This window comes from Streptomyces sp. TS71-3 (assembly GCF_018327685.1).
Classification (GTDB): Bacteria; Actinomycetota; Actinomycetes; order Streptomycetales; family Streptomycetaceae; genus Streptomyces.
Window position 1 is genome coordinate 2896264 of the sequence record NZ_BNEL01000003.1, and the last position, 15403, is coordinate 2911666.

The following is a 15403-nucleotide window of genomic DNA, read 5'->3' on the forward strand; positions in this document are numbered from 1 at the left end:
TCTGGCATCGATAGCGTGAGCCGTATGGATGATGGCGAGTCGCGGCCACGTCGCCTCTCAAGGTCGGAGACCAAGGCGCGCACCCGGTCCCTGCTGCTGGAGGCCGCGGCGCGCGTCTTCGCGCGCAAGGGATACGCCGCGGCGTCCGTCGACGAGATCGCGGGGAGTGCCGGCTTCTCGACCGGTGCCCTGTACTCGAACTTCGCCGGCAAGAAGGATCTGTTCTTCGAACTTCTCTCGAGCCGCAACAGCGAGCAGCTCGCCGAGGCCGCGGCGATCGCCTCCGACCGGGCGGACGGTCTCGAAGAATCCAGGAGGAGGCTGTCCGAGTTCCTCCTCGATCTGACGGACGCGGACAAGGACATGGTCCCGCTGCAAGTGGAGTTCTGGCTCCACGCCATCGCCCATCCCGAGTTCCGGGAGCGCTTCGTCGCCCAGTTCCACTCTCACAGGGACACGCTGGCTCAGGTACTGACCAGGCGGGCCGAGGACCGCGACCAGAGCGCCGACGCCCCCTACGACCAGGCCGCCACCGTCGTGCTCGCCCTGTTCCGGGGCCTTACGCAGTTGCGCCGCGTGGAGCCCGACCTGGTCCCCGACGACCTGTACGGAACCGCCCTCCACTGGCTGTTCCTGGGACTCACCACCTCGTCCGCCCCCGAGTGCAGACCACAGGACTGACAGCCGGGCCGAGGTTCCCTCAGTGTCGGCGCCCCTTCGCGAAGGTTTTGGTCCGGTCCTCCCGGGTCCATTCCCGGCCGTGTGCGGCGTTGCCGTGATGCCGCAGGCCCTTGCCGCACTGCGCGGGCTGGGCACCGGTGTACCGCCGGCCCGTTGCGCTCGGCGCCCTGTCCTTCCCTTCCCTTCCTGCGCGCTGCGTGTCCTGGCAGGCCTTGGACATGACCCCTCATCCGCAACCGCGGATCCCCTGGCGTACCGGCACACGATCGGAGCGGCGCGGCGTCCAACTCCGCTGACCGATCCTCGACTTCACTCGATCCCCCTCCGCCCATTCCCCCCACTCCACGCCAGGACTGCGACAACTGCCGGCTCAGGACGCGAACCGCTGCCGGAGCACCGGGCCGCCCGGTTGCGTGAGGTCCAACGTCCCGACCGGAGCCGGGCATTGAGTTGGACATGAGCCCAGACGTGGCGGCCCGGGGGAAGGACCAGCGTCGTTGACATAGGGATGCTATTTGAATAATGTCGCTATCCGAAAGCGGGTCGGTCGCATCCTCGGCGCTTGGTCAGGGCGGCAGCCGCGACACGAGCCAACTGCTCGGTCTGCCGCTGGGCGCGCATGCGGGGCAACCGGATCCGTCTGTCCCGATGTTGGACGCTGCCACCCGCGGTGCCGGGCGGACCTCACTTGAGACATTCATCAGGAGCCGCACATGACATCGAGCGCCAAAGTCATCCGATACCTGATCGGTGGCCTGGTGATCGGGGCCTTCTGGTACATCAACCGTGGCAGGCCTCCGTTGGAGGGCGCGCTGCGCACCATCGCCGTCTTCGCGGCCGTGATGTTCATCTTGAAGGTGCGGCTCACGCGGAAGGGCATCGAGCTGCATCTGGGCCGGTTGATCGCGTACAAGGCCGTTCTGGTGGCGATCGCGGCCGTGGTCGAGCAGGGCCTCAAGGGATCCGTCGACAACGTCTCGCTCTACGTTTCCATCGGTCTCGCGCTCGCCGTGACGCTGCTCGGTCCGGTGGGTGACAGCCACTTCATCACACCGGGGTCGCAGAGTGCGCCGGTGGAGAACACCGAAGACGTCTGACAGGCGGCCGCACCACACGACCGGACGCCGATGCCAACACACCGTTCCAGGGACGGACCATGACTGACACCCACCATCCCAACTCCCACCACCGCAGCGTCCTCGTCTCCGGCGCCAGCGTCGCCGGCCTGGCGATCGCCTGCCGGCTGCACCGCTACGGATTCCGTGTGACCGTCGTGGAGAAGTCGGACTCCGTGCGGGGCGGCGGGTACCCCATCGACATCCGTGGAGCCGCGTTGGAGGCGATACGGCGCATGGAGCTCCTGCCCCGGTTGCAGAAGGCCCACGTCGACACGCGCCGCATCACCTTCCTCGATGCCGACGGCGGCACCATTGCGGCGCTTCGTCCGGAAGCCGTGGCCGTCGGCGCCAACGAAGACATCGAAGTGCCGCGCGGTGATCTGACCGGAGCGCTGTACGAAGCCGTCCGTGACTCCGTCGAGTTCGTCTTCAACGACTCCATCGCCACGCTCGACGACGGCTCCGGTGGTGCGAGGGTGACCTTCCGCGGTGGCGCCCGCCGCACCTTCGACCTCGTCGTCGGCGCCGACGGAATCCACTCCCACACCCGCGGCCTTGTCCTCGGGCCGGAGGAGCGGTTTCACCACTACCTCGGCCGATGCTTCGCGGGCTTCACCGTGCCCAACCCGCTCACGCTCTCGCACGAGGTCATGCTCTGGAGCGTTCCCGGCCGCACCGCGGCCCTCTACGCGGTCGGCTCCGGCGAACTCGTCCACGGGCTGCTCACCTTCGCCCACCCCGAACTGCCGTACGACGCCTTCCGTTCCCCCGAGAGGCAGTGCGACATGGTCGCCGAGGCTTTCCCGGAGACTGCCTGGGAGCTTCCGCGGATGGTCGCGGCGATGCACGCCGCCGACGACCTGTTCTTCGATGTCGTCAGCCAGATCCGGATGACCGAGTGGACCCGGGGCCGTGTCGCCCTGGTCGGCGACGCCGCCTACGCTCCTTCCTTCCTGACGGGCCAGGGCACCAGCCTCGCGCTCATCGGCGCCTACGTGCTCGCGCGCGAGCTGGCCACGTACGCCGACCACGTCGAGGCCTTCGCAGCCTATGAGAAAGCGATGAGACCCTTCGTGACGTTGAACCAGGGGCTTGTGGACGATGACGGCGCGGTGGCTCTCTTCCCCTCCACCGAAGAGGCCATCCAGCAGCGCAACACCACCCTGCGCTCCCTCGCCACCCTCCCCGCCGACAGACCGCCGGTCCCGTACAACGCCCTGCGCCTTCCCGATGACGCCTGAGGAACCGCTGCCCGGGCTGCTCGTCCGGGACGACGGGGACCACCTATGAAACGACTGCTGCCCCGCGGCTCATGGGCGTGCGGAACGGGCTGCTGGCATCCGTCGCCGGGGCGGGTGCGGCGGCGGTGGCAGTCGACCCGGCGGGTGGATCGAACGCCGGACTGGTCGCGGTGGTGTGGTGCGCGGGCGCGGTCGCAGGCGGCCTGGTCACCGTGCTGGAGGACCTGATGAGCCTGTTCCGGCCCGTTGCCCCTTCCGTGACTGACTGAGTGACTGAGTGACTGAGAGGTACTGAATGGCTGCTCTGACCTCGGCAGTGGTGCTCGTCGGCATCCTGTGCGTACTGGACCTGCTGCTCACCATCGGAGTGATCAAGAAGCTGCGCGAGTACGGCCCGGCCGGGCCTACGGGGGCGCCGGGCAAGGGGATGACACCGCTGCGCCCCGGAGAGGAACTGCCCGCCTTCACCGCCGTGGCGGAGGACGGCGCACTGGTCAGCCCGTCTCGCTGCCGGACGTGTCACTGATCGCCTTCCTTTCCCCGAACTGCGCGCCGTGCCGCACGAAGCTGCCCGAACTCGTCGCGTACGCGACCGCCGAGCCCGGTGGCCCGGACCGGATGCTGGCCGTGGTGGTCGGTGAACCGGAGGAGTGCGAGCGCTTCGTCCGGGAGCTGAGCCCGGTGGCCCGGGTGGTCGTGGAGCCGAAGGGCGGGCCGGTGTGCGCCGCCCTGCGCGTGGACGCGTTCCCCGCGACACTGCGCGTCCACGCGGACCGGGACCGTACAGTCGTTATCGGTCATGTGGTGGACCTGGCGCGGGAGGCGTCCCGGCGATGAGTCCGTCCGAGCCCGCCCGCCGGGGCGGGCTGCTGTTGGCCGCCACCCTGGCAGCCGGGGCCGCTCCGGTCGCGTTCGTGCTGTACGGCGTGCTGAGTCTGACCGCTGGTCCGCTCACGGTCGCCGCGGCGTGGCTGACCAAGTCGGTCCTGGACAACCTGGGATCGGACGCGGGGATGAGCGCGCTGCTCGTCCCGGCGCTCGGTCTCACGCTCGTCGGCGCCGTCGCCGCCCTGCTGCCGCATGTGTGCCGCTACCTGTCCGCGGAGGTGGACCGGCGTACCGCACTCCGCGCCGACGCCCGGCTCTTCACGAAGGCGGCGCTTCCCCGGGCTGGGCCGCTTCGAGGACCCGGACTTCCTCGACCGGCTGCAACTGGCCCGGCCGGGTGGCGGCCGCGTCCCCGCGCAGGTGATGAACGCGGTGCTCGGCCTGGCCAGATCCGCGATCACGGTCACCGGCTTCCTGGGTTCCCTGCTGGTGCTGAACCCGGTACTGACGATGCTGGTGGCCGCCGCCGGGGTGCCCACGCTCTGTGCGGAGGTCGCCCTTTCCCGTCGGCGGGCCGGCGTGGCCTGGCGGGTGGGGGCGACGGAGCGACGGGAGTGGTTCTACGCCGGTCTCCTGGCGGATGCCGAGGCGGCCAAGGAGGTGCGCCTCTTCGCCATCGGCGGCTTCCTGCGAGACCGCGGTCTGGCGGGAGGACTGGCGCAGTCCGCTGATCGTGAAGAGGGTGGCAGCGGTGCCGGGGGAGCCGGTGCCGCCGCTCGCGGAGGGCCATGAGGGGCGGGTGCCGCCGGGCCGCGTGGTGCTCCTCGGCGACAACACCGCCGCCAGCGTGGACTCACGCCAGTTGGGCTTCTTTCCGCTGGGCGACGTACTCGGGGTGGTGACGCGGTCCCTACCCCGGCCCGAGGGTGCGGACCGCGGGTGAGCTCCACTCGTCCGGTGGTTGTTCTCCGCGTCCGCCGCCCATGGGAACCGCACGGCCACACGGAGCGCGGACCGGAACTGCTTGCCCATCGTGAGCGAGCGCCCCGGTTCATGGCGGCGCATCACCCGACCGACCTCCCCCAGTCAAGAGCATGTGCGGGAGCCCCCTGTCGTCGAACGTGTCCGAAACGGGGCACACGCTGTGAACGTGCGCGGACAAGGCCGAATTGCACGGGTGACCGATCACCATCCGCGGGGCCATGCTGACGCCATGAGTCAGAGCGAAGGCTTCGCCAAGTTACCGCAGGAGCCACCGCAGCCGGCGTACGCCAGGACCCCAGCCGAGTCACGGAGGCACTCCGCGCGCTGCGCATCAGGTCCGGGCTGACCTACCGCGAGCTGGAAGACCAGGCCGGCGCACGCACCGACCCCCTCCCGGCCAGCACGATCGCGAGTACGCTCGGCCGCACCACCCTGCCCCGGGAACGGTTCGTGGAGGCATTCACCCGCGCCTGCGGCCTCGGCGAGGAAGAAGTGGGCAAGTGGCTCGCGGCACGCCACCGTATCGCCACCCACGTGCCCGCACCGACCGGGGACGATGCCGGTGGCGTACGCGGCACGCCGGTATCGGCCGCTGGCGCCTCCGCCCCGGCGCACGCACCGCGGTGGCGTCGCATGGCCGGTCTGCTCGGTGCCGTGTGCATCGCCGCCGCGGGCACACTTGGTCTCGGCAGCCGGTTCCACGAGTCGGCACCGGGTGCCCTGCCCGCGATGCCGGTGACCGGGCTGCGCATGCTGGCCGTGGGGAGCTGGGCGCGTATCCACCCCGCTCGCACGCCCGAGCTCTGCGTCAACGAAGGAAGGGACCGCACCCGCCGCTACCAGACCGCTGTCGCCGCCCAACGGCCCTGCGAGGAGGCCGGTCTGCCGCAGGTGTACCTCGAACCGGTGGGCAAGAACACGGTGCAGATCCAGTGGCACCACCCGAAGTACGGCATCGGCTGCCTCACCGTCCTGTCGAAGGGGCCGGCGCGCAACCTGTTGGAACCCCGCGACGAGTGCGCCGACGACAACCAGGCCCGACAGTTCCGCATCGAGTCCTTCGGCCCGCGCACCACCGCACATCTCCTCATCCGTCCGGCCGTCACCGGTCAGTGCCTGAGCCTGCGCGACCAGGACACCGAGGAGGGCACGGAGATCGTTCAGGGCCGCTGTTCCGGCGCCGCCGACCAGGATTTCCAGATCGAACTGATCCCGCCTCCGGGCACCGTTGCCGCACCGAAGAAATCCGGCACGAACTGAATCCGGCGACCCGGCCCCGCTTGGTGGTGCTCACCACCTACGAGAACGACGCGGACATCCTGCGGGCGGTGGAGGCCGGCGCCACCGGATACCTGTTGAAGGATGCCGGGCGGAGCGATCTGGCCGGTGCGATCCGCGAGGCGGCGCGCGGGAAGACGGTGCTCGCCCCGGCCATCGCGGCGCGGCTCGTGTCACGGATGCGTTCACCCGTCGACCTGACCCCGCGCGAGATCGAGGTGCTGCGCCTGGTCGGCGCGGGCCGGACGAACGCGGAGATCGGCCGGGAGCTGCTCGTCAGCGAGGCGACGGTGAAGACGCACCTGCTGCGGACGTTCGGGAAGCTGGGCGTCTCGGACCGTACAGCGGCGGTCACCGTGGCGCTGCAGCGCGGCATCTCCCACCGTGCTGTCCGCGGTAAGAGGGTGGCGGCACGCCGTTCATCGGTAGAAGTGCAGATGGAAAAGTGCGGATGGCTCCGCCACGAACACTGCCGAAAAGCCCAGATGGGACCACGGCCCGCAAGCTCGCCCGGATGATCCGTGAGGCTTTCGCGCACGTCGGCGATCACCCGCACTCATGTGGCCGGCATCGTTGACTTCCTACGCTGCACAGGTTTTGACCAGCGCGGATGGACTTCTCGGCACGCACAACGCCCTCTCCAGCATGGAGCTGGCCGTGCCGGGGCCCAGCCTCCGATCACGTCTCGCAGGACACGCACCCGCCGCGCCCGACTCGGGCACATGCCGGAGGCGGGCGCAATCGGTGAAGGGCCAGTGGCTGTATCTTGCTCAACGCCGCAGGTCGATCGCAGTTGTCCTGTTATGCGCCGGTGTGAAGAGCCTTCATGAGCATCCGCGTGTCCGAGGTGCCGAGGCGTACGAACATCGGCACTTGGGCAAGGTCTGCCCCGTAGGCCCGCAAGGTGGTGGGGCCATGGACCGTGCGATGGTGCAACACGTCGTACCACTGTCCCGCCGGCACGTCGACGTCCCGCGCAGTGGTGTCGCTGTCGACCGGCGCGGCCAGCAAGGAATCACCAAGTAGCCATTCGTTGCTGAGGGTGTAGCTTGCCTTGTCCTCGTGGAAGTCGAAGAAGATCGGCTTCATGATGGGATCGCCGGTCTTCACGGCCGCATGCGCCTGCTCGAGGATGTAGGGGGCCAGGCGTTCGTGGAGCGTCATCGCCGCCCGGTACAGGTCGATCGTCTCCTGGTCGTATCGTGCGTTGGCCGGTGACGTGGAGGCGTACTCCAACGGCATGAGGGCGGCGGCCTGGGCCCACCGGATCAGGACCTGCTTGGTGGGCGGGTCCTCGGGTGCGCCGGACGAGCCCCCGATCATGTCGGTCTCCACGAAGGGATAGCCGACGGTGCTGAGGGAGAGGACCTGGGCAAGAGCTGCCTGGTAAGAGTGCCAGTCGGTGCCCTTGTCGTTGTCCCGCATCGCGTAGCCGTAGCGCTGGGTGCCGGTCCAGGCAGCGGTGAGTCCGAGTCCCTCCATGTCGAAATCGTTGGCGAACTCGTGGGCGAGTTCGAGGTAGTCGCGGGTCGTGTACCCCGGGTCGGGCTCACACGAGGGGTCGTAGAACCGGGTGTCGAACTTGAAGCCCTGGACGTCGTAGGTGGACATGAGGTCGTGCATGATGCCGCTGAACCAGGCCCGGGCCTCCGGGTTCGCCAAGTCGACGATTCCCGCTCCCTGCTCCCCGTTCCACCACGGCACCAGGCACACATCGTCCGGGTTCGACTTCGACTTGAAGAAAAAGCCGTGGTCCTTGGCGTAGTCGTAGTTCTTCGTTCCCTTGTTGATCCACATCGTCATCCACAGCCCCAGGTCGAAGCCGAGTTTGTGGACCTCGGCCGACATGGCCTTCGGGTCGGGGAACTTGTCGCTGTCGAAGGTGTAGTCCCCGTAGTTGCCGTTCCATCCGTCGTCGATCTGGACGGCGTGACCCGGGATGTGGTGGGACGCCAGTTGACGCACATAGGTGAGGAAGCCGTCCTGGGTGACGCCCGTGCCGAACTCGGCCCAGCTGTTCCAGGTCGGGGTGCGGAAGTAGTCGTCAGGGTCGTCGATGGTCTGGGGTGTTCCCGCGATGGCGACGTAGTCGTCGTACACGGACCGCGGCGTGGACTCGACGAAGACCGTGCTGTCGTAGGTGTTCGTCCCGGTCACAGTGAAGCTGCCCAGCCCGCTTTGACCGTGGTTGATCTGCACGTTCATGTCGTTGTTGGTGTCGACCCAGAGTCCGGCCGCACTGGACGTGTACCAGAACGGGTTGTTCCTGTCGTGCGAGGAGGGCCCCATTGCCTGGTTGTCGACGTCGCCCGCGTCGAGTGGCCAGGGCTGATCTGTGATGGGACCACCCTGCGGAGTCGTGGTCAGTCCCTGCCCGTACCAGTGGCCCGCGGAGGACAGGACGTAGTTCTCGCCGACGGCACTGACCGGGCCGGCACCGTCTCCCGTGACCGTCCAGGCATCTCGGTACTGGCCTGCCTGAGGGGTGAGGTTGTAGGTGACGTGGTAGCCCGGGTCGGTGGTCGCCAGCGAGAGGGTGAGCTTTCCCTGGGTCCAACGGGAGCCGGTGACACGTGTCGCCGCATACGTCGAGTCCCCGGCCGTAAACGTCACCGGTGACGAGGACGCCGAGCTGGACCGGGTCGTTGTGGCCAGGACTGTCCGACCTCCGCGGCTGGCGGTGATCTGGAAGGGATCCTTGTGCACCGTGATCGTGTAGGCGGGGGAACCCTGTTGGGCCGGTTCCGTGATCGTGATGGTGTCCGTCGCCTGCGTGACCTGGGCTGAGTCTGGAGCGGTAGCCACCGGAGCCGCAGTCGCCGAACCTCCTGCGAGCAGGGAGACGGAAAGCAGGAGAATACTCAGCAATCCGGCGATCACGGGCGTGGAGGGCCGACATCGTGCGGTGGACATTGACCACCAGCCTCTCGCGCAAACGTGCACGCGCCTGAACGTATGTGACCAGTCTTGCGGGACCATAACTCGCGTTCATGCAGGGATCAACACCCCCATGCGCGTACTGAGTTCGACAGGCGGCGGGCGTGCGGCGGTCCGCGGGCCCAGGCGGTGCTCCGACGAGGGTGTCCGCCGCTGGGCGTGCGGATCATCAGGATGCCCGTACAGCCGTCTCGGGCGAACACGTTCGCGGAGCGGCGTGGCGCGTGGACCCTTGCGCGGTTCGGGGGGCCCGGCATGACCACCGGATCCCTCGTCGGCGGCCGTCACGTGACGGAAAGGCCGTGGCCCGACTGATCGGCGAGCACTGCTCCGAGACGCCTGCTCACCAACGAACGCTCAGGTCAGCACGCATCTGACTGCTGTGCACCTCCGCGACTGCGTCGGCGACGGAGGAGTGGCCTCCCCTCAGGGCAATGTTAGTAAAACTAATTAACGGATTGACGGCTGATTTTGTATGCCGTATGCATTTGCACATGTCACTGGTACTGGTCGTGTGTCACGGTGATCTCGCCCCCGCACTCGTCGACACCGCTCGGATGATCGTGGGGGATGCCGGACGTGTGACACCAGTCCGCTTCACCCCTGGCATGGGTCCCGACGAACTGACCGAAGCCGTGGAAGCGACTCTCCGGTCGGAGGCCGACGGGCCTGTTCCACCGTTGATCCTCACTGACCTGGTCGGCGGCACGCCTGCCCGGATCGCGGCGACCATGACCGCGGCCGGACGGGCGGAGACCGTTGCCGGCGTCAATCTCTCGATGCTGGTCGAGGTCCTACTCGCCGATGCGGCACAACCCGCCGCGGAACTCGCGGCCATCGCCGTACGGGCCGGCAGTGACGGTGTCCAGGACCTCGGCCGGACCCTTCGCGATCAGGGAGTCCTGCCATGAGCGCGCTTCAGGCCCTCTTGGGAGCTGTTGTCGTCGGTCTCGCCTACATAGCACGGCGCATCGGCGGTGATCCGCAGCTAGAACGCCCCATCATCCTCGGCCCGGTCATCGGACTGATCCTCGGCGACCTGCACAGCGGTGTCATCGTCGGCGGCACCCTGGAACTCATCTTCATCGGCGCCGCTCCGTTCGGCGGCACCGCGCCGCCCAACGTTGCGATCGCCACCGCCGTGGGTACGGCGTTCGCGGTGGAGAGTCACCAGGGCGTCCAAGCCGCACTGCTGGCGGCGGTCCCCGCCGCAGTGGTGGGTACGCTCTTCGAGCTGTTCGCCAAGACCAGTTGCTCGTTCCTGGTCCACCCGGCCGACAGGGCGGCCGAGTCGGCGTCCGGATCCCGCATCATGGGGATCGTCTGGACCGCCAACGCCATCCACTTCCTCGCCTACGCCGTCCCGACGTTCCTCGCTTTGTACTTCGGATCCGGCGCGGTCAACTCCATCAGCCACGCCTTGGACGGCGACGTCGGCAACGGTCTCAACGCCGCCGCCGCGATCCTGCCCGCGGTCGGCTTCGGCATCCTCCTGTCGGCGCTCTACACCAAGAGGCTCTTCCCGATATTCGTCATCGGGTTCCTCATCGCCGTCTACACCAAGTTCACCGTCATCGGCGTCGGACTGCTGGCCACGGCGGTGGTGCTCGTGATCATGTTCCGTAACCGGTCCACCACGCAGACGTCCTAACCGGAAGGCAACGAGATGACTACCAGCGTGCCTGACCCGGTGACCGAGGAGGCCACCGAGCCGGACGGCCGGCGGAACATTCGCCGACTGGCACTCCGTTCCGTGCTGCTGCAGGGTGCGTTCAACTACGAACGGTTCCAGAACCTGGGCCTGTGGTGGACGCTGCGCCCGTTCCTCGACCGCATGTACCGCGACCGGGACGAGCGAGCCGCTGCCTACAAGAGGCACCTCGCGTACTTCAACACCCACCCGTGGATCGTCGGCCCGATTCTCGGCATTGTGGTCGGCATGGAGCGCCGCCGCGCCCAGGGCGCCGAGGGCCTCGATGACGAAGCAATCAACTCCGTCAAGGTCGGCATGATGGCGCCGCTGGCCGGCATCGGCGACTCCCTCCTGTTCGGAACGATCCGCCCCATCCTGGGTGGCGTCTGCGCAACACTGGCCGTGAGCGGCAACATCGCCGGGCCGATCATCTTCTTCGTCGCGCTGCTGGCCCTGCAGATCGTCGCCCGCTTCTACGGCACCTCCCTGGGGTACCGGCAGGGCACCCGGTTCTTCGAACGACTGGACACTGCGGCGGTCGACCAGGTCAAGGCCGGTGCCACGATGGTCGGCCTGGCGGTGACCGGAGCCTTGGTCGCCACACTCCTGACGGTCAGCACACCGCTCGCTTACCACAAGGGACACCAGACCCTCAAGCTCCAGGACTCACTGGACCAGGTGTTGCCGGGCATGCTGCCGCTGGCGGCGGCCCTGCTCGTGTTCTGGCTGGTTCGCCGACGCGTCTCCGCGGTCGTCATCCTGCTCGGCATCACCGTGGTAGGGCTCGTCGGCGGCTACTTCGGGATATTGGCGTGACGAGCGACACGCCACGTGCGGCGGACTACCTCACCGAACTGGCCGACATCATTTCCCGTCGCGGCATCGAGTGCGCCGAGCAGATCGGCGCCGCCGCAGAGGCGATCGGCGCGTGCGTGGCGGCCGGCGGCATCATCCACCTGTTCGGCTCCGGGCACTCCCGACTGGTCGCCATCGACGCGGCGGTCCGCGCCGCGACGATGACCAACGCGGTGGCGATCTGCCCGGACGAGTGGGTCGGACGGGTGGAACGCGTCGAAGGCATCGGCGAGATCGTGCTGAAACGTTCGGACATCCGGGCCGGCGAGGTCCTCGTCGTCATCTCCCAGTCCGGCCTCAACCCGCTGCCGATCGAGGTGGCACTCGGCGGCATCGCCCGGGAGGCCACCGTCGTCGGGGTCGGGTCGGCGGCACACTCTCAGGCCGGAACGAGCCGGCACGGCAGCGGCGCACGCCTCATGGACATCGTTGACGTCTTCCTGGACACCGGGGTACCCGCGGGTGACGCCCTGTTCCATCCGGCGCACACCGCGCCGCTCGGCCCGGCCTCCACCGTCGCCGCCTCGGCGCTGGTCCACGCAACCCTGGTCGAGGCGTCCCGGTGGTTGGTCGATCACGGGCACGAGCCGCCGATCCGGCGCAGCCGCAACCTGCCCGGCGGTGCGGAGCACAACACCGCCGTCGCCGCCCGCTACCTTGACCGGTTGCCGGAGCTGCGGTGGATGTGAACGCAGAGCCCCCGGTACGGGCCGGGCTGGGCAGCGCGACGGTCGCGCTGCCCGACCCACTGCCCATGGCCGGGTACGGGGCGCGCAAGACTTGCAGCTCAGGGGTACTGCGACCGTTGGAGGTCAACGTGCTGGCCGTCGCATGCGGCGACCAGCCCAGCCTGCTCGTCACACTGGACGTGATCGCCGTCGACCGGGGGTTCGTCCACCAGGTGCGGAAGTTGGCCGCCGGATACGGCATCGACGCCGACCACGTGCTCGTCGCGGCCTCCCACACCCACTCGGGACCAGCAGGGCTGCGTGTGGGCGGCGCCGAGCAGGCGGCGAAGACGGATCCGGTAGTGGCGGTCGGCTATCTCGATGCCATCCGCGGTGCCGTTGACGCCGCGCTCGCCATGCTCGGGCCTGTGCACGTGACCGTACGCTCGGGCCGGGTCGAGGGCGTCGCCGCCGACCGCAACGACCCGCTCCGGCCGGTCGACGGGACTGCCACGCTCCTACGTATCGCCGACTCCTGCGAGATCACCATCGGGTACCTGTGGCACTTCGCCTGCCACCCCACGGTCCTCGGTGCCGGCAACACTCTCCTGACTCCCGACCTGCCCGGTGACGTCCGGGCTGCGCTCCGCCACGGGCGCGGTGACCTGCCGGTGCTGTACCTCAACGGCGCCGCAGGGGACATCAGCACCCGCTTCACCCGCCGCGAGCAGACCCCGCGGGAACTGACCCGGCTGGCCGGCCTGATCACGCGGGCATGGACCGGCCCCTGGCGACCGCTACGGCTCGCACCGCCGCGGGTACGCAGGGACCTGATCGGGTTGCCCGCGGCCTCTCACGATCCCGCGGCAACGCACCGCCGGCTTGCGGCCGCCACCCTGGCCCTGGCGGACGTGCCCGACGGCCCACGTCGGCGGGTACGGGAAACCGGGATCCAGGGACTGCGGCGGCGCCTGTCCCGGCCGCTTTCCGGCGAACCCGCCAAGCCGGTGCTCGCCGAGGCGCACACGATCGTCCTCGGCGACCTCGCACTGGCTGCCCTGCCCGGCGAACCGGTCGCGGCGGTGGGTCGCGCCGTACGCGCCGCCAGTCGGCATCCGGTCACCCTGGAGATCGGCTACGCCGGCGACTACATCGGCTACCTGACAACGGCCGACATGACCACCGGGTACGAGGCGGAAGCTGCGTTGACCGCGCCCGGCGCAGCTGAACTCGCGGCTGCGGCACTGATCGAAGGACTACATGCCCTGGAGGACCGAGGAGATGAGGACCGGTGAACGGCAGGTGGTCGGTCGGCACCGGAACGGGATCGGGGCGGCGGCCCGACGTGCGACGGGCTCTGACGGGCGGCCGGCTGCTATGGCCCGACGGCCGGTTGCGCCGCGGTGAACTGGTGCTGCACGGCGAGCGGATCGAGGCCGTGCTACCGGCTGGTGCCGCCCTGGATGGTGCCGAGGCCCTCGACGTCACCGGCTGTGTCGTCGCCCCCGGATTCGTCGACACCCACGTCCATGGCGGGCAGGGCGCGAACTTCATGTCCGCCGATCCGGCGCTGCTGGGGCGGATCTCGGCGTACCTCGCGGCCGGTGGGGTCACGTCGTGCCTCGCGGGGACCGCGAGCCTGGACGTGACACGGACCGCGGACGCGGTCGCCGCACTCGCCGCGCTCACCGGGCGGCTCGCCGGTACCGGCGGCGACACCCCGGGCATCACCATGCTCGGCATCCACCTGGAGGGTCCCTTCCTCAACCCGTCGTTTCGCGGCGTCCACCGCAGCGAGCATCTGCGCGCCCCGACGGCCGCCGAACTCGACCGCCTGCTCGACCTCGCCGACGGCGCGCTGCGGGTGGTGACGCTCGCCCCTGAGCTCCCCGGCGGCCCCGAGGCGGTGCGGCGGCTTGACGACGCCGGAGTGGTCGTCGCCCTCGGCCACTCCGGTGCGGGCGATGCCGAGGCGAGCGACGCCGTCCAGGCCGGCGTACGACGAGCCACCCACCTGTTCAACGGGCTGCCGCCGATCCACCACCGCGACCCGGGCCCCGTTCCGGTGCTGCTGACCGACGAGCGGGTGCGCTGCGAAGTGGTCGCCGACGGGCTGCACGTCGCTCCGCGGATGCTGCGGTTCGCTGTGGACGTCGCGGGACCTGATCGGATCATGCTGGTGAGCGACGGCACCGACGTGGCCGGTCTGCCCGACGGCCGGCACCGCCGGTACGAGGGAACCGAGGTGGTGGTCCACGACGGGCAGGCCCGCACCCCGTCCGGCGGGCTCGCCGGAAGCGTGACGCGGCTCGCCGACATGGTCCGCCTGATGGTGGACACCGCCGGGGTCGACCTGGCCGACGCGCTGCGGATGGCCGCCCAGACCCCGGCACGTTCGCTCGGCCTGACCGATCGCGGCACCCTGGCGGCCGGGGCCTGCGCCGACGTCGTCGTCCTGGGCGACGACCTGCGCGTGCAACGCACCCTCGCACACGGCAGCGTGATCTACAGCAGCTCACAGGAGGACGCATCGTGACACTGGAACTGATTCGGGTGGACGACCGGCTCATCCACGGCCAGGTACTGGTCGGCTGGACCCGGTCGCTGGGTGTCGACCACATCATGGTGGCGGACGACAAGGTGGGCGCCGACCCCTTGCAGTCCACGCTGATGCGGATGGCGGCGCCGACCGGTGTGAAGGTTTCCATTCTCTCGATAGAGAAGGCCGCCGCAGCACTGGGCGGTGGGGAGTTCGACGGAGACCGGGTCCTGGCGCTGGTGCGCGGACCCGCCGAGCTGTCGCAGCTGCGCCGGGCCGGCGTGCCGTTCGACCGGGTCAACGTGGGCAACGTGCACTCCGGTCCCGGCCGCAGCAAGCTCACCAAGGAGGTGTACGCCAGCGCCGAGGAGCTGGCGACATGGCGCGAGTTGATACAGGCCGGCGTGCAACTCTTCGCTCAATGGTTGCCCGATCAGGCACGCACCGACCTCGGCCCCATCGTGCAGCGCGGATGACCAAGCCGAGCAACGATGGGCGCCCGGAACGGAGACTGGCTGGTGGGCGCGTCATATGTGGAGGCAGAACCGATGGCGACGAAGCAGTGACCGACAGCACAGAGT

The 15403-nt window shown here is 69.2% G+C and carries 17 protein-coding genes and 2 pseudogenes; 18 read left to right on the plus strand and 1 reads right to left on the minus strand.

Annotation, left to right across the window (positions count from 1 at the left end):
* Positions 1 to 24: 24 nt before the first annotated feature.
* The 11 genes and pseudogenes from Sm713_RS36255 to Sm713_RS41070 form a co-directional block, all read left to right on the plus strand.
* Positions 25 to 681 carry a TetR/AcrR family transcriptional regulator gene (locus Sm713_RS36255; protein WP_212914175.1) on the plus strand — a complete coding sequence of 219 codons (657 nt, stop codon included), beginning with the start codon at positions 25 to 27 and terminating at the stop codon, positions 679 to 681.
* Between the two features lie 713 nt (positions 682 to 1394).
* Positions 1395 to 1778 carry a hypothetical protein gene (locus Sm713_RS36260; protein WP_212914176.1) on the plus strand — a complete coding sequence of 128 codons (384 nt, stop codon included), beginning with the start codon at positions 1395 to 1397 and terminating at the stop codon, positions 1776 to 1778.
* A 59-nt stretch (positions 1779 to 1837) separates the two neighbouring features.
* The gene (locus Sm713_RS36265) at positions 1838 to 3040 is read left to right on the plus strand and encodes an FAD-dependent monooxygenase (protein WP_212914177.1); all 1203 of its coding nucleotides are present in this window, start codon (positions 1838 to 1840) and stop codon (positions 3038 to 3040) included.
* Between the two features lie 71 nt (positions 3041 to 3111).
* Positions 3112 to 3309 (plus strand): hypothetical protein, encoded by a 198-nt coding sequence (locus Sm713_RS36270; RefSeq protein WP_212914178.1) that lies wholly within the window; start codon positions 3112 to 3114, stop codon positions 3307 to 3309.
* Positions 3310 to 3335: 26 nt separating this feature from the next.
* Positions 3336 to 3566, plus strand: a complete 231-nt coding sequence (locus tag Sm713_RS36275; RefSeq protein WP_212914179.1) for a hypothetical protein — start codon at positions 3336 to 3338, stop codon at positions 3564 to 3566.
* Complete coding sequence (locus Sm713_RS36280) at positions 3557 to 3877, plus strand: hypothetical protein (RefSeq protein ID WP_212914180.1); 321 nt, start codon at positions 3557 to 3559, stop codon at positions 3875 to 3877. Before Sm713_RS36275 ends, Sm713_RS36280 begins: the two co-directional genes overlap by 10 nt.
* A 243-nt stretch (positions 3878 to 4120) precedes the next feature.
* On the plus strand, positions 4121 to 4660 hold the full coding sequence (locus Sm713_RS36285; RefSeq protein ID WP_212914181.1) for a hypothetical protein: 540 nt from the start codon (positions 4121 to 4123) through the stop codon (positions 4658 to 4660).
* 7 nt (positions 4661 to 4667) lie between these two features.
* Positions 4668 to 4811 (plus strand): S26 family signal peptidase, encoded by a 144-nt coding sequence (locus tag Sm713_RS41060; RefSeq protein WP_374196111.1) that lies wholly within the window; start codon positions 4668 to 4670, stop codon positions 4809 to 4811.
* 398 nt (positions 4812 to 5209) lie between these two features.
* Positions 5210 to 5287: pseudogene (locus Sm713_RS41065) on the plus strand (hypothetical protein); the annotation flags it as partial.
* Positions 5288 to 5302: 15 nt separating this feature from the next.
* Positions 5303 to 6112, plus strand: coding sequence for an RICIN domain-containing protein (locus Sm713_RS36290; protein ID WP_249416914.1), 810 nt, complete (start codon positions 5303 to 5305; stop codon positions 6110 to 6112).
* A 17-nt stretch (positions 6113 to 6129) separates the two neighbouring features.
* Positions 6130 to 6507, plus strand: a pseudogene (locus Sm713_RS41070) (LuxR C-terminal-related transcriptional regulator); the annotation flags it as partial.
* Between the two features lie 424 nt (positions 6508 to 6931).
* Here Sm713_RS41070 and Sm713_RS36300 read toward each other — a convergent pair.
* A complete protein-coding gene (locus tag Sm713_RS36300) occupies positions 6932 to 8935 on the minus strand; it encodes a glycoside hydrolase family 31 protein (protein WP_249416915.1) in 2004 nt (667 codons plus the stop codon).
* Between the two features lie 626 nt (positions 8936 to 9561).
* Here Sm713_RS36300 and Sm713_RS36305 point away from each other — a divergent pair.
* The 7 genes from Sm713_RS36305 to Sm713_RS36335 are packed head-to-tail and all read left to right on the plus strand — an operon-like array spanning position 9562 to position 15298.
* Positions 9562 to 9978 (plus strand): PTS sugar transporter subunit IIA, encoded by a 417-nt coding sequence (locus Sm713_RS36305; protein WP_212914183.1) that lies wholly within the window; start codon positions 9562 to 9564, stop codon positions 9976 to 9978.
* Positions 9975 to 10718 carry a PTS sugar transporter subunit IIC gene (locus Sm713_RS36310; RefSeq protein WP_212914184.1) on the plus strand — a complete coding sequence of 248 codons (744 nt, stop codon included), beginning with the start codon at positions 9975 to 9977 and terminating at the stop codon, positions 10716 to 10718. Before Sm713_RS36305 ends, Sm713_RS36310 begins: the two co-directional genes overlap by 4 nt.
* A 39-nt stretch (positions 10719 to 10757) precedes the next feature.
* Positions 10758 to 11576, plus strand: coding sequence for a PTS system mannose/fructose/sorbose family transporter subunit IID (locus Sm713_RS36315; RefSeq protein WP_212914185.1), 819 nt, complete (start codon positions 10758 to 10760; stop codon positions 11574 to 11576).
* Positions 11573 to 12304 carry a sugar isomerase domain-containing protein gene (locus tag Sm713_RS36320; RefSeq protein ID WP_212914186.1) on the plus strand — a complete coding sequence of 244 codons (732 nt, stop codon included), beginning with the start codon at positions 11573 to 11575 and terminating at the stop codon, positions 12302 to 12304. The genes Sm713_RS36315 and Sm713_RS36320 overlap by 4 nt, the downstream gene beginning before the upstream one ends.
* Positions 12295 to 13578 (plus strand): neutral/alkaline non-lysosomal ceramidase N-terminal domain-containing protein, encoded by a 1284-nt coding sequence (locus Sm713_RS36325; RefSeq protein ID WP_212914187.1) that lies wholly within the window; start codon positions 12295 to 12297, stop codon positions 13576 to 13578. The genes Sm713_RS36320 and Sm713_RS36325 overlap by 10 nt, the downstream gene beginning before the upstream one ends.
* Positions 13575 to 14819 (plus strand): N-acetylglucosamine-6-phosphate deacetylase, encoded by a 1245-nt coding sequence (gene nagA, locus Sm713_RS36330; RefSeq protein ID WP_212914188.1) that lies wholly within the window; start codon positions 13575 to 13577, stop codon positions 14817 to 14819. The genes Sm713_RS36325 and nagA overlap by 4 nt, the downstream gene beginning before the upstream one ends.
* On the plus strand, positions 14816 to 15298 hold the full coding sequence (locus Sm713_RS36335; RefSeq protein WP_212914189.1) for a PTS sugar transporter subunit IIB: 483 nt from the start codon (positions 14816 to 14818) through the stop codon (positions 15296 to 15298). The genes nagA and Sm713_RS36335 overlap by 4 nt, the downstream gene beginning before the upstream one ends.
* Positions 15299 to 15403: the final 105 nt, after the last annotated feature.

Bases quoted from the DNA above. Each gene is read 5' to 3' on its own strand.
- Sm713_RS36255 (WP_212914175.1), top strand. From the start codon at position 25: ATGGATGATGGCGAGTCGCGGCCACGTCGCCTCTCAAGGTCGGAGACC.
- Sm713_RS36260 (WP_212914176.1), top strand. From the start codon at position 1,395: ATGACATCGAGCGCCAAAGTCATCCGATACCTGATCGGTGGCCTGGTG.
- Sm713_RS36265 (WP_212914177.1), top strand. From the start codon at position 1,838: ATGACTGACACCCACCATCCCAACTCCCACCACCGCAGCGTCCTCGTC.
- Sm713_RS36270 (WP_212914178.1), top strand. From the start codon at position 3,112: ATGGGCGTGCGGAACGGGCTGCTGGCATCCGTCGCCGGGGCGGGTGCG.
- Sm713_RS36275 (WP_212914179.1), top strand. From the start codon at position 3,336: ATGGCTGCTCTGACCTCGGCAGTGGTGCTCGTCGGCATCCTGTGCGTA.
- Sm713_RS36285 (WP_212914181.1), top strand. From the start codon at position 4,121: ATGTGTGCCGCTACCTGTCCGCGGAGGTGGACCGGCGTACCGCACTCC.
- Sm713_RS36305 (WP_212914183.1), top strand. From the start codon at position 9,562: ATGTCACTGGTACTGGTCGTGTGTCACGGTGATCTCGCCCCCGCACTC.
- Sm713_RS36310 (WP_212914184.1), top strand. From the start codon at position 9,975: ATGAGCGCGCTTCAGGCCCTCTTGGGAGCTGTTGTCGTCGGTCTCGCC.